Consider the following 13,895-nt stretch of genomic DNA (forward strand, 5'->3'; position numbering starts at 1 on the left):
CCGGTGCAACGGTTAGAATCGTGGCTATCGGGTAATCCATCAGCAGCCCTCCACCAGTCCACCGTCCGCGAACGAGGATCGACGTAGATGCCCAGCGCCGAATTGACTGCCCGGCCAGCACTGCTGGTCGTGCACCACGGCGATAGGTCGCACGCGATCGAGCCCGGACGCGGGGTCGTGACGATTGGCCGCGAGCCCCAGGCCGGCGTGCAGATCGACAACCCGGGCATCTCCCAGGAACATCTCCGCGCGGAATCCTCCGATGGACAGTGGCGAATCGTCGACAGCAGCCCCCACGGCATGTTCGTCGACGGCTTGCGAAAATCCTCGGTGACGGTCACGGACCGGACGATGGTCCGGTTTGGTGATCCCGCCGGCGGCAACGCGTTGACTTTCGAAGTCATCACGCCGTCGGGCTCGTACGAGCAGTCATCCGGTGAACAGCAACAGGCGGGCGAGTTGGACGAGCACATGAGCGACTCGCAAACCAGCGAGCTGGATCCGGGTCTGGTGCGCGCGGGAGCGGCCGCCGCGGCGCGGCGTCGCGAACTCGACATCAGTCAGCGCAGTCTCGCCGCCGACGGCATCATCAACGCCGGCGCCCTCATCGCGTTCGAAAAGGGTCGCAGCTGGCCGCGCGAACGGACCCGCGCCAAGCTCGAAGAGGTGTTGCAGTGGCCCGCCGGCACCATCCAGCGCATCCGTCGCGGCGAGCCCGCCACCTCTGATGGAGCGTCCGGCCCGTCGTCGCGGCGCGACGACGGCGTCGCCGCCGGCCCGGCCTCCGCCGGCGGGTCCTCCGACGGTCCGGCGGGGTTGATCGCGCAGGCCGTCGTCGCGGCCGTGGACGGCTGCAGTCTGGCCATCGCCGCGCTGCCGCCGGTGGACGATCCGGACTTCACCGAACGGGCCGCGCCGATCCTCGCCGATCTGCGCCAGCTCGAAGCGATCGCCGTCCGCGCCACCCACATCAGCCGGATCACCCCCGAGCTGATCAAGGCGCTGAGCGCGGTGCGCCGCTACCACGACCGGCTGATGACCCTCGGGGCGAGCGCGCCGGGAGCCACCCTGGCGCAACGCTTGTATGCAGCGCGGCGGCGGGCGAACCTGTCCACGTCGGAGACCGCACAGGCGGCCGGCGTCGCCGACGACATGATCATCCGCGCCGAGGCCGAGGAGCCATTGCCCCCCGACGTCACCGCTGCGATCGAATCGCTTATCAGCCAAATCAATTGACGCTGGTTCTCCCGCGCTCCTCCGGCGCGGTCGTCGCTATGCGCCCGACGCCGCTTTGCGCCGCGTAGCCGAAAAGCCGCACCTATTCTGAAAATTCGTGCATCAGACCCCCTGGGGGCGCTGCTAAGCTCATCCTGCGGTGCAAAGGTGCACGTAAACAATCAAGTGCACAGGATCAGCGAACGTAAGGAAGAATGTCGATGCGGGGAAGCGATCTTTGCCAGAAGACCGAGAATTTCCTTAATGGGATTCTGGCGGTGCTCGGCGACAATCCCATTATGGGCACCCTGCTCAACAACAGCTCGGGGCTGTTCAAGCAGGTCGAGAACAAACTGGGGCTGTCCATTCCGGGCAACAACTGGCTGGGCGAGGCCGCCGAAAAGTACCTGAATCAGAATCTGGCACAGAAGCTTCGCGCGAACATCATGTCCGACCTGGACAAGCTGAGCGGCGGCTTCATCTCGAATCAAGCCGGCTACATCAAGAACACCAAGAGCGTCATCACCCCGATGCGTGACATGGTCCGCACCGTCAAGGGCTGGTGCAAGGAGGCCGAAGACAAGGCCGGGTGGTTTTTCGGTGTCGGCTATGCCGCTTCGTGGGCCATGGCAATTCCCGCTTGCGCACTCGCTTCCGCCGTTTCCGGTGGCGCACTGCTCTACCTGACAATCATGACGATGCAGAACGTGACAAACCTGCAGGGCCTGCTGGGCCGGCTGCTCGAAATGATCACGACCATGCCGCGGTTGAAGGACATCATCGACAACCTGCTGCCCGACATTAAGTTCCCGCCGGAGATCAAGTGGCCGCCGGAGTTCAACTTCCCCGACATCAAATGGCCGGACATCAAACTGCCCGACTTCAAATGGCCCGACCTGCCCAACTTCCCGGGCTTCCCCGACTTCAAGTTCCCGCCGGACTTCTCGGGCCTGATACCCGGCCTGCCCAAGCTGCCGGACCTGTTCCCCGGCTTGCCGAAGCTGCCGGACCTGATCGGCAACCTGCCGGGTCTGGGCGACCTGTTCAACAACTTCAACGGATTCCTCGGCGGTCTGCCGATCTGGAAGGACCTGCCGAAGCTGCCCGACTTCCTGGGTGGCCTGAAGGGTCTGCCGACCCTCAACTTCGCCGACCTGCTCAACCTCGGGAACCTGCCGTCGATCAATTCGTTGACGTCGACCCTTGGTCAGCTGCAGCAGCTCACCAGCGGAATGGGCGGCGGGAGCCAACTTCTCAGCTCCCTCGGCGGCCAGGCCGGCTCGCTCAGCTCGATGGCGGGCGGTGCCGGCGGCGCCGGCGGCGGGGCGCCGACCCTGGTCAGCGCGGTGAAGAAGGACGACGAGGAAGAGGGCGCCAGCGGCGGGTCCGGGGAACGTGCCCCGATCAATGCCACCGGCGGCTCCTCCGGCGGGACCGAAGGCCGCGTGCTCTGACGCGCGCGGTTCGAAAACGCCTGCCTGTCAAGCCTTTATCCAGCACACTTACAAACCAGTAACCAGACCAGCCTAGGAGGTTCACCATGGGAATTGTCGACCTTGTCGTCGATTCGCCGTTCCTGAAGTTGTTGGCGAGCATGCAGAACGAGAACGCCGGCGCGGTCAAGAACGCGACCGCCGCGCCCGCCGGGATCGGCGCCATGGTCCGTCAGAGCCACGGTTCCTACACCGACGATTTCAACGACGTCGTGGCCATGTTCGAGACCCAGCGGGCCACCGCCGGCGGCGGCATTGGCGATCTCTGCACCCAGCTGGCCAGTGCCCTCATCTCCGCTGCCGCGAGTTATCTAAATGCTGATCTATTCGGCGCCGGAGCACTGAACAAGCAGGTTAATATCTGACCATGTCCGGTCCGCTGGCTGTCGGTCGCGCGGGCCTCGTCGACGACGTCGTCGGCGTCGAGGTCACGATCGACGGCATGTTGGTCATTGCCGACAAGCTGAACCTCGTCGATTTCCCGACGACCCTTGGCATTCGGCTGAACATCCCGCAAGAGGAACTGCGCCGGGTGGTCTGGGAGCAGGTCGAGCGGGACCTCGCCACGCAGGGCGTGCTCGACGTCCACGGTCAGCCCCACCCGACGGTCGCCGCGATGGTCGACACCCTGAGCCGGCCCGACCGGACGCTGGAGGGCCGGTGGTGGCGCAACGACGTCGGCGGGGTCATGGTGCGATTTGTGGTGTGCCGCAAGGGCGACCGCCATGTAGTCGTGGCGCGCGATGACGAGATGCTGGTCCTGCAGCTCGTCGCGCCACAGGTGCCGCTGGCCGAGATGATGGCGGTGGTGATCGGGCGCGCCGAACCCGCGAACGTCGAACCGCTGACCGGGCTCGCCAACGAGCTCGCCGAGTGCACGACCCCCGCCCAGCTGGCGTCCTACGGCCTCAACCCCACCTCCGCCCGCATCTACTCCGAGATCGTCGCCAAGCCGTCGAGCTTCGTAGAGATCGTTGCCAGCCAACGGCATCCCGGCGGCACCACCACCCAGACCGATGCGGCCGCCGGCGTTCTCGACTCGCCGCACGGCAGGTTGGTGTCACTGCCCCGTCGCGTCGGCAGCGATCTGTACGGAAGCTTCTTGCCCGGCACCCAGCAAAACCTGCAGCGCGCCATCGACGGCCTGCTCGAACTCCTCCCGTCGGGCTCCTGGTTGGATCCCGTCGCCGACCACGCCCAGGCCTCGCAGTCCGGCTGACCCCGCTCGCACACTTACCGACTCATACGAGCCAAAAAGAACTCTGAAAGGGACACCATGGCCCACTACCCCGGGAACGACGACCACAGCGACGGCTCGGATCTGTCGGCCCTGGACTTCTCGGGCGGCTACGGCGACGACGACTCGGGCATGGACGCGCTCGACGATTACGCGCCACCGGCCGAACCCGAAGAGGACGACAACCTGGAGGTTCTGCAAAAGCTCACCGAGGAAGAGGAAGAGCAAGAGGGCGACATCTACACGGTGACCAATCCGCAGAAGAGCGTGAAGGTGACGACGCTCATGGACGGCCGGATCCACCGCGTCGAGCTGACGAGCAAGGTCGAGAGCATGACGGAATCCGACCTCGCGGAAGAGATTTTCGTGCTGGCGGACCTGGCTCGGCAAAAGGCGCGCGTCGGCCAGTACGAGATGATGATGCGGCAGATGGAAGAGGACGAGAAGACCAACCCCGACAAGGAAGCCACCGCGCTGGTGCGCGAGCTGATGGGGATGACGATGAACCTGCCGACGCCGGAAGAGTTCGCCGCGACCGAGGCCGAGGTGTTCGCCACCCGCTACAACGTCGACATCGAGCAACACCACGGTGAACATGGCTGATCGCCTGGCCGGACTGTTCGAAAGCGCAGTCAGCATGGTGCCCATGTCGCAGGCACGGGCGTTGGACATCTTCTCCGAGATCACCAACTACGACGAGTCCGCCTGCGACGCCTGGATCGGCCGCATCCGCTGCGGCGACACCGACCGGGTGACGCTGTTCCGCGCCTGGTACTCGCGCCGCAACTTCGGCCAGTTGGCGGGCGCCGCCCAGATCTCGATGAGCACGCTGAACGCCCGCGTCCCCATCGGCGGACTCTACGGCGACATCACCTATCCGGTCACCTCGCCGCTGGCGATCACCATGGGATTCGCGGCAAGCGAAGCGGAACAAGGCAATTACGCCGACGCGATGGAGGCCCTGGATGCCACGCCGGCCACCGGCGCCGAGCATCTGGTCGCGTGGCTCAAGGCCGTGGTCTACGGCGCCGCGGGCCGCTGGACCGACGTGATCGAGGAGATCAAGAGCGCCGGCAAGTGGCCGGATAAGTTCCTGGCTTCCGCGGCGGGCGTCGCGCACGGTGTTGCCGCGGCGAACCTCGGCCTGTTCACCGAGGCCGAACGCCGGCTTACCGAGGCGAATGACACGCCGGCGGGTGAGGCGTGCGCCCGCGCCATCGCGTGGTACCTGGCCATGGCGCGGCGCAGCCAAGGCAACGAGGACGCCGCCGTGGCGTTGCTGGAATGGTTGCAGACCACCCACCCGGAGCCTAAAGTCGCGGCGGCGCTGAAGAATCCGTCGTACCGCCTGGCGACCACCACCGCCGACCAGATCGCCGCCCGCGCCGACCCGTGGGATTCGGGCAGCGTCGTCACCGACAACTCCGGGCGCGAGAAGCTGCTCGAGGAGGCGCAGGCCGAGCTCGACCGGCAGATCGGCCTGGCGCGGGTCAAGACGCAGATCGAGAGATACCGCGCCGCAACGATGATGGCCCGCGTCCGCGCCGCCAAGGGCATGAAGGTGGCGCAGCCGAGCAAGCACATGATCTTCACCGGGCCGCCCGGCACGGGCAAGACGACGATCGCGCGGGTGGTGGCCAATATCCTGGCCGGACTTGGCGTCATCTCGGAGCCGAAGCTCATCGAGACGTCGCGCAAGGATTTCGTCGCCGAGTACGAGGGACAGTCGGCGGTCAAGACCGCCAAGACGATCGACCAGGCGCTCGGCGGCGTGCTGTTCATCGACGAGGCGTACGCGCTGGTGCAGGAGCGCGACGGCCGCACCGACCCGTTCGGTCAGGAAGCGATGGACACCCTGCTGGCGCGGATGGAGAACGACCGCGACCGGCTGGTGGTCATCATCGCCGGCTACAGCGCCGACATCGACCGGCTGCTGGAAACCAACGAGGGCCTGCGGTCCCGCTTCGCCACCCGGATCGAATTCGACACCTACTCTCCCGAGGAACTACTCGAGATCGCGAAAGTCATTGCGACCGCTGACGACTCGTCGCTAAGTGTGGAGGCGGCGGACAACCTGCTCGAAGCCGCGAAGGAACTGCACGCGAAGACGCTGCGCGGCCGACCGGCGCTGGACGTGGCGGGCAACGGCCGATACGCGCGGCAACTGGTGGAGGCCGCCGAGCAGTGCCGCGACATGCGCCTGGCGCAGACCCTCAACATCGACGATCTGGACGTGGACCGGCTGCGCGAAATCGATGGCACCGACATGTTCGAAGCGATCGCCACGGTGCACGCGCACCTCAACATGAGAGAGTGATCAATGGGGCTTCGCCTGACCACCAAGGTTCAGGTAAGCGGGTGGCGCTTCCTGCTTCGCCGAGTCGAGCATGCGATCGTGCGGCGGGATACCCGGATGTTCGACGATCCCCTGCAGTTCTACAGCCGCTCGATGACGCTCGGCATTGTCCTGGCCGTACTGGTTTTGGTGGGCGCCGGGCTGCTCGCGTTCTTCAAACCGGCGGGCAAGCTCGGCGGTAGCAGCCTGCTCACCGACCGCGCGACCAACCAGCTCTACGTGCTGATCTCCGGCCAGCTGCATCCGGTGTACAACCTCACGTCGGCCCGGCTGATCCTGGGCAACCCGGCCAGCCCCGCCGCCGTCAAAACCAGCGAACTGAGCAAGCTGCCGCTGGGCCAGACGATCGGCATCCCGGGCGCCCCCTACGCCACCCCGGTCTCGGGCGATTCCGCGTCCGATTGGTCGTTGTGCGACACCGTGACTCGGGCCAACTCCGCCTCACCCACGGTGCAGACGGCGATCCTCGCGATGCCCGTGCTAGTCGACTCGGCGACCGACCCACTCCTGTCGAACGAGGCCGTCCTCACGTCGTACCAGGGTCAATCGTGGATTGTCAGCGCGAAGGGGCGCCACCTGATCGACCTGTCCGACCGCGCCCTGACGTCGGCGATGGGCATCCCCGTCACGGCCAAGGCGACCCCCATCTCCGAGGGCATGTTCAACGCGCTTGCCGACCTCGGGCTCTGGCAGCTGCCGCCGATTCCGGGCGCCGGCACCCCCAACACGATCGGGCTGCCCCCCGATCTCGTGATCGGAGCGGTCTTTCAGACCCACACCGACAAGGGCCCGCAATTCCACGTGGTGCTGCCGGACGGCATCGCGCGGGTGAACGCCACCACCGCTAATGCGTTGCGTGCCACCCAGTCCCACGGCCTGGTGGCCCCGCCGGCGCTGGCGCCCAGCGAGGTCGTCCGGATTCCCGAGCGGGTCTACAACTCCCCCCTGCCCAACGAGGCGCTCAAGATCCTGAACCGGCCGGACGAACCGACGCTGTGCTGGTCGTGGGAACGCCGGGCCGGTGACCAATCGGCCAAGACGATGGTGCTCAGCGGTCGGCACCTGCCCATGTCGCCGTCGACCATGAACACCGGTATCAAGCAGATCCGCGGCACCGCAACCGTTTACATCGACGGCGGCAAGTACGTCACGCTGCAGGCCCCGGATCCGCGGTACGGCGAGTCGCTGTACTACGTCGACCCGGAGGGCGTGCGCTACGGCGTGCAGGACGCGGAAACGGCGAAGGCGCTGGGCCTGTCGTCGCCGAAAACCGCGCCGTGGGAGATCGTTCGGCTGCTGGTCGAGGGTCCGGTGTTGTCGAAGGACGCGGCCCTGCTCGAACACGACACCCTGCCGGCCGACCCCAGCCCCCGTAAAGCACCCGCCGGAACCCCCGGAGCTTCGTGATGACGACCAAGAAATTCACCCCGACCATCACCCGCGGCCCGCGGCTTACCCCGGGCGAAATCAGTGTCACCCCACCGGATGACCTCGGCCTGAACATCCCGGCCTCGGGTGTGCAGAAGGTGCTGCCCTGGGTGATGGGCGCCTGCATGGTCGGCATGATCGCGATCATGATGGTCGGCGGGACCAGGCAGCTGTCGCCCTACATGCTGATGATGCCGCTGATGATGGTGATGATGATGGTCGGCGGCATGGCCGGCGGCAGCGGCGGCGGCAGCAAGAAGGTGCCCGAAATCAACGCCGACCGCATGGAGTATCTGCGCTACCTCGCCGGCCTGCGCACGCGGGTAACGTCGTCGGCGAGTGCTCAGGTGGCGTTCTTCAGTTACCACGCCCCGCATCCCGACGATCTGCTGTCGATCGTGGGCACCCAGCGGCAGTGGTCGCGGCCGGCCAACGCCGACTTCTACGCGGCCACCCGCATCGGTATCGGCGACCAGCCTGCGGTGGACCGCCTGCTGAAGCCGTCCGTCGGCGGCGAACTGGCGGCCGCCAGCGCGGCGGCCCAGCCCTACCTCGAGCCGGTCAGCCACATGTGGGTGGTCAAGTTCCTGCGCACCCACGGCCTGATCCACGACTGCCCGAAACTGGTTCAGCTGCGCAGCTTTCCGACGATCGCGATCGGCGGCGACCCGGCCGGCGCCGCCGGCCTACTGACCGCGATGATCTGCCACCTGGCGGTGTTCCATCCGCCGGACCTGCTGGAGTTCCGGGTCCTCACCGAGAACCCGGAGGATCCGGACTGGTCCTGGCTGAAGTGGCTGCCGCACGTCCAGCACAAGACGGAGACCGACCCCGCCGGGGCGATCCGGATGATCTACACCCGCCCGGACGGGCTCGGTGAGCTGGCGGCGCGCGGCCCGCACACGCCCGATCAGCTGCCCGGCGGCCCGTATGTGGTGGTCATCGACCTGACCGGCGGCAAGGCCGGGTTCCCGCCCGACGGCCGGGCCGGCGTCACCGTGATCACGCTCGGCAACCACCGCGGGTCGAACTACCGGATCCGGGTGGACGCCGCCGGGACCGCCGACGACCGGCTGCCCGGCCAGCAGTTCCGTCAGGTCACCTCCGCCACCGACAACATGTCTCCGAAGGACGCGACGCGCATCGCCCGCAAGCTGGCGGGCTGGTCGATCACCGGGACCATCCTGGACAAGACGCAACGCGTCCAGAAGAAGGTCGCCACCGAATTCCACCAGCTGGTCGGCGCGGACAGCGTCGAGGACATCCTGCCGTCGCGCTGGCGGATGTACACCGACACCGACCGCGACCGGCTCAAGATCCCGTTCGGTCACGAGCTCAAGACCGGCAACATCATGTACCTGGACATCAAGGAGGGTGCCGAATTCGGCGGCGGCCCACACGGCATGCTGATCGGCACCACGGGCTCCGGTAAGTCGGAGTTCCTGCGCACCCTGATCCTGGCGCTGGTGGCCCGGACCCACCCGGACCAGGTGAATCTGCTGCTCACCGACTTCAAGGGCGGTTCGACGTTCCTCGGCATGGAGAAGCTGCCGCACACCGCAGCCGTCGTGACCAACATGGCCGAGGAGGCCGAACTCGTCAGCCGCATGGGCGAGGTGTTGACCGGCGAACTCGACCGGCGCCAAGGCATCCTGCGCCAGGCCGGTATGCAGGTCGGCGCGGCCGGCGCGCTGTCCGGTGTGGCCGAATACGAGAAGTACCGGGAGCGCGGCGCCGACCTGCCGCCGCTGCCGACGCTTTTCGTCGTCGTCGACGAGTTCGCCGAACTGCTGCAAAGCCACCCCGACTTCATCGCGCTGTTCGACCGGATCTGCCGCGTGGGGCGGTCGCTGCGGGTGCATCTGCTGCTGGCCACCCAGTCGCTGCAAACCGGCGGCGCCCGCATCGACAAGCTCGAGCCCAACCTGACGTACCGGATCGCGCTGCGCACCACCAGCTCTCACGAGTCCAAGGCCGTGATCGGTACCCCGGAGGCGCAGTACATCACCAACAAAGAGAGCGGTGTCGGCTTCCTGCGCGTCGGCATGGAAGACCCGGTCAAGTTCAGCACCCTCTACATCGGTGGCCCCTACATCCCGCCGACGGCGGCCGAAACCAACGGGGACGGCAACGGATCGGGCCCGCGCAGCGGTCCGCGCAAGGTTCGGATCCATCAGTTCACGGCGGCGCCCATCCCCGAGCCGGAGATGGCGACGTGAGCAAGTCCGCCGGCGAAGAGGAGCGGCGCACATGAGTACCGAATCCGACGTACGCGCGCTGCGCGAGGTCGTGCTCGAGCAACTGAGCACCACCGAATCCCGGGCCTACAAGATGTGGCTGCCGCCGCTGCTCGATCCGGTGCCGCTCAACAAGCTCATCGAACGCGACCAACAGCGGCAACCGCTGCGCTTCGCGCTGGGGATCATGGACGAGCCGCGGCGGCATCGCCAGGAGGTGTGGGGTGTCGACACGGCGGCGGGCGGCGGCAACATCGCCATCGGCGGCGCGCCGCAGACAGGGAAGACGACGCTGCTGCAGACGCTGATACTGTCCGCCGCCGCCACCCACTCGCCGCGCGACGCTCAGTTCTACTGCATCGACCTCGGTGGCGGTGGCCTGATCTACCTCGAAAACCTGCCGCACGTCGGCGGGGTGGCGGGGCGATCCGAGCCCGACAAGGTGAACCGGGTGGTCGCCGAGGTGCAAGCCGTCGTGCGGGCCCGAGAGGTCAGTTTCAAGGAGAACCGCGTGGGGTCGATGGCTGCCTACCGCCAGGCCCGCGCCGACCCGAACCACCCCGTCTCGGCCGACCCGTTTGGCGACGTCTATCTGGTCATCGACGGCTGGCCGACCTTCACCACCGAGTTTCCGGACCTCGAGCCGATGGTGCAGGATCTCGCCGCCCAGGGGCTTTCGTTCGGCGTGCACGTCATCGTGTCCACCCCGCGGTGGACGGAACTGAAGTCGCGGGTTCGCGACTACCTGGGCACCAAGATCGAGTTCCGGCTCGGCGATGTCAACGACACCCAGATCGACCGCATGGCGCGGGACATCCCGGCCAACCGCCCGGGCCGGGCCATCTCGGTGGAGAAGCACCACCTGATGATGGGAGCGCCCCGGTTCGACGGGGTGCACAGCACCGACGGCATCGTGGAGGCGTTGACGGCGGCGGTGGCGCAGGTGGCGGCGCAGCACACCGTGCAGGCGCCCAAGGTCAGGGTGCTGCCGGAGCGCATCTACCTGCACGAGCTGGACCCGAACCCGCCCGGGCCGGACAGCGACTACCGCACCCGCTGGGAGATCCCGATCGGTCTGCGCGAGTCGGACATGCAGGTGGCCTACGCGCACATGCACACCAACCCGCACCTGCTGATCTTCGGCAACGCGCAGTCCGGCAAGACCCGGATAGCCCATGCGGTCGCGCAGGCCATCTGCGCCCGCAACAGCCCGAAACAGGTGCGGTTCATGTTCGCCGACTTCCGGTCGGGCCTGCTGGACTCGATACCGGAAACCCACCTGCTGGCCGCGGGGGCGATCAACCGCAACAGCTCGGCGCTCGACGAATCCATCAAGGCCCTGGCGGCCAACCTGAAAAAGCGGTTGCCGCCGTCGGACCTGACGACCTCGCAATTGCGTTCGAGGTCGTGGTGGAGTGGATTTGACGTCGTGCTGGTGGTCGACGACTGGCACATGATCGTCGGCGCCGCCGGCGGTTTTCCGCCAATGAGCCCGCTGTTCCCACTAATGCCGGCGGCACCGGACATCGGCTTGCACATCATTGTCACGTGCCAGATGAGCCAGGCATACAAAGCGACCATGGACAAGTTCGTCGGCTCCGCATTCGGGTCCGGAGCCCCGACCATGTTCCTTTCCGGCGACAAGCAGGAATTCCCGTCCAGCGAGTTCAAGGTCAAGCGCCGACCGCCTGGCCAGGCATTTCTCGTCGCTCCGGAGGGCAAGGAGGTCATCCAGGCCCCCTACGTCGACCCTCCAGAAGAAGTGTTCGGAGCACCCCCAACCCCCGGTTAGGATTATTTCACCGCACCGAGACGGGACCTAGGTTCAAGGATCGAGCGGAGGACAACAATGGCTGTTGGAACTCTTTATGTAAATACCCGAACCACTTGCGTTCGAGGCCTACACCCGAGACGTTTGTAATGGGTTATCGGCGATTTCACATAACGGTTCTAAACAGTCCTATGCAAGACGCACGACCGAGGCAATAGGAGGTGGGAAGCGATGCCGCCGACAATGATTTGGCACGCATTGCCACCGGAGCTGAACACCGCACGGCTGATGGCCGGTGCGGGCCCGGCGCCGATGCTCGCGGCCGCGATGGGCTGGCAGGCCCTGGCGGCGGCGATGGAAGCTCAGGCCGCCGAGCTGGCGGCCCGGTTGTCCTCCCTCGCCGAGGCGTGGACCGGACACGGCAGCGACAAGGCGATCGCGGCAGCGACGCCGATGGTGGCCTGGCTGCAGACCGCGGCGATGCAGGCAACCGAGCGCGCGATGCGGGCGACGGCGCAGGCCGGCCTGCACACGCAGGCGCTGGCGACCACGCCCTCGCTGATCGAGATTGCGGCCAACCACATCACCCACGCGGTGCTGGTGGCGACCAACTTCTTTGGCATCAACCTGATGCCGATCGGTTTCAACGAGGTCGAGTACTTCGTCACCATGTGGACTCAGGCCGCCCTCGCGATGGACATCTACGAGGCGGAAACCCAAGCCAACACGCTGTTCGACGAGATCGAGCCGATGACCGCGATCCTCGACCCGTCGACGCTGAGCCAGGGCCTGCAGTCCTCGATGAGCCAGCTCTCCGGGGCGGCGGGCAAACTCGGTGCTTCGCTGCCGTCCCCCGAGGTGCTGCAGGCGACTGTCGGCCAGGTCGCGCAGCTGGGCGGGCCGATGCAGCAGCTGACCGCGCCGCTGCAGCAGGTGAGCTCGCTGTTCGGCCAGATGGGCAGCATGGGCGGCTCGGGCGGCGGCCCGGGCACCGCGCTGGCCGACCACGAGGCCGCGCAGATCGGGCTGATCGGCGCCAACCCGCTGTCCAACCACCCGTTGGCCGGTGGCTCCGGCTCGGCGCTCGGTTCGGGTTTGCTGCGCGGGGAGTCGCTGCCCGGTGCCGGCGGCTCGCTGGCCCGCACGCCGCTGATGGCCAATCTGATCGACAAGCCCACGGCGCCAGTGCTGCCGGCCTCCGTGTCGCCGGGCGCCACCGCCGGCACCTCGGCGGCGGGCGGCTCCGCCCCCCTGGGTGCGATGGGCCATGGCACGCAGTTTGCGGGCAGCACCTCCCGACCGGGCATGGCGGCCCCTTCGCCGCTCGCCCGGGAAATGGACGAAAACGACCTAGCAGGCTGGGACGACGAGGAAGATTGGTAACCGTCCCACAACGACTTCCCGGCCAACCGGGCCGGAAGACTTGCCAACGATGGCGAGGACACAGAAAGAGAGAAAGTAGTCAGCATGGCAGAGATGAAGACTGACGCTGCTGCCCTCGCTAAGGAGGCATCAGAGTTCGACCGTATTGCGGGCGAGCTGAAGCAGGTCATCGCGCAGGTCGAGTCGACCGGTGGCGATCTGGCCGCAAGCTGGGAGGGCCAAGCCTCCCGCGCTGCGCAGGCCGCGCTGGTGCGCTTCCACGAAGCCGGGCAGAAGCAGATCAAGGAACTCACCGACATCTCGAGCAACATCCACGGCTCCGCGACCGAGTACACCGCCGCCGAGGAAGAGCAGGCGCAAAACCTCGAATCCGCAATGTTCGACGGCGCTTAAGCACCCCCCACCTACATCAAGAAACGGAGCATTAGTACATGTCACAAAGATGGAGCTTCGCCCAGATCGAAGCTGGCGCGAGCGCGATTTCGGGCAGCGTGAACACCGTCCACGGGCTTCTCGACGAGGGCCGGGCCTCCCTCGGCCGCCTCGCGGCCGTGTGGGGCGGTAGCGGTTCGGACTCCTACCAGCAGGTTCAGCGCCGCTGGGACCAGACCGCTCTCGAGCTGAACAACTCGCTGCAGAGCCTGTCGCGGACCATCAGCCAGGCCAGCCAGGCGATGGCCAGCACCGAGCGCGGCGTTGCCGGCAAGTTCGCGTAGGTCATTCTTACCTTCGCGTAACATCACAAAACACGAGATCGGGCGAGTTAACCTAACAA

Annotated in this window: 12 protein-coding genes; all 12 read left to right on the forward strand. The window is 66.8% G+C overall.

Annotated elements, in window-relative coordinates:
• Positions 1-87: 87 nt before the first annotated feature.
• The gene (gene espM / locus AC5Y5V_RS00655; protein WP_499930530.1) at positions 88-1,236 is read left to right on the forward strand and encodes an ESX-1 type VII secretion system transcriptional regulator EspM; all 1,149 of its coding nucleotides are present in this window, start codon (positions 88-90) and stop codon (positions 1,234-1,236) included.
• 200 nt (positions 1,237-1,436) lie between these two features.
• Positions 1,437-2,669: an EspA/EspE family type VII secretion system effector gene (locus AC5Y5V_RS00660; protein WP_499930533.1), complete on the forward strand. Its 1,233-nt coding sequence runs from the start codon at positions 1,437-1,439 to the stop codon at positions 2,667-2,669.
• A gap of 86 nt (positions 2,670-2,755) precedes the next feature.
• Positions 2,756-3,073 (forward strand): type VII secretion target, encoded by a 318-nt coding sequence (locus AC5Y5V_RS00665; RefSeq protein ID WP_499930535.1) that lies wholly within the window; start codon positions 2,756-2,758, stop codon positions 3,071-3,073.
• A gap of 2 nt (positions 3,074-3,075) precedes the next feature.
• The gene (locus AC5Y5V_RS00670) at positions 3,076-3,927 is read left to right on the forward strand and encodes an ESX secretion-associated protein EspG (RefSeq protein ID WP_499930537.1); all 852 of its coding nucleotides are present in this window, start codon (positions 3,076-3,078) and stop codon (positions 3,925-3,927) included.
• Positions 3,928-3,984: 57 nt separating this feature from the next.
• Positions 3,985-4,548: a DUF2694 domain-containing protein gene (locus tag AC5Y5V_RS00675; protein WP_499930539.1), complete on the forward strand. Its 564-nt coding sequence runs from the start codon at positions 3,985-3,987 to the stop codon at positions 4,546-4,548.
• A complete protein-coding gene (gene eccA, locus AC5Y5V_RS00680; RefSeq protein WP_499930541.1) occupies positions 4,541-6,262 on the forward strand; it encodes a type VII secretion AAA-ATPase EccA in 1,722 nt (573 codons plus the stop codon). Before AC5Y5V_RS00675 ends, eccA begins: the two co-directional genes overlap by 8 nt.
• Before the next feature lie 3 nt (positions 6,263-6,265).
• The gene (gene eccB / locus AC5Y5V_RS00685; RefSeq protein WP_499930543.1) at positions 6,266-7,708 is read left to right on the forward strand and encodes a type VII secretion protein EccB; all 1,443 of its coding nucleotides are present in this window, start codon (positions 6,266-6,268) and stop codon (positions 7,706-7,708) included.
• Positions 7,708-9,948, forward strand: a complete 2,241-nt coding sequence (gene eccCa / locus AC5Y5V_RS00690; RefSeq protein WP_499930545.1) for a type VII secretion protein EccCa — start codon at positions 7,708-7,710, stop codon at positions 9,946-9,948. Before eccB ends, eccCa begins: the two co-directional genes overlap by 1 nt.
• A 31-nt stretch (positions 9,949-9,979) precedes the next feature.
• Positions 9,980-11,758, forward strand: a complete 1,779-nt coding sequence (eccCb, locus tag AC5Y5V_RS00695; protein ID WP_499930546.1) for a type VII secretion protein EccCb — start codon at positions 9,980-9,982, stop codon at positions 11,756-11,758.
• Between the two features lie 222 nt (positions 11,759-11,980).
• The gene (locus AC5Y5V_RS00700; protein WP_499931087.1) at positions 11,981-13,120 is read left to right on the forward strand and encodes a PPE family protein; all 1,140 of its coding nucleotides are present in this window, start codon (positions 11,981-11,983) and stop codon (positions 13,118-13,120) included.
• Positions 13,121-13,204: 84 nt separating this feature from the next.
• Positions 13,205-13,513 carry a WXG100 family type VII secretion target gene (locus AC5Y5V_RS00705; protein ID WP_499930548.1) on the forward strand — a complete coding sequence of 103 codons (309 nt, stop codon included), beginning with the start codon at positions 13,205-13,207 and terminating at the stop codon, positions 13,511-13,513.
• Between the two features lie 38 nt (positions 13,514-13,551).
• Complete coding sequence (locus AC5Y5V_RS00710; RefSeq protein ID WP_499930550.1) at positions 13,552-13,836, forward strand: WXG100 family type VII secretion target; 285 nt, start codon at positions 13,552-13,554, stop codon at positions 13,834-13,836.
• The last annotated feature ends 59 nt before the right edge of the window (positions 13,837-13,895 follow it).

The organism is Mycobacterium sp. NGS68 (genome assembly GCF_059812195.1).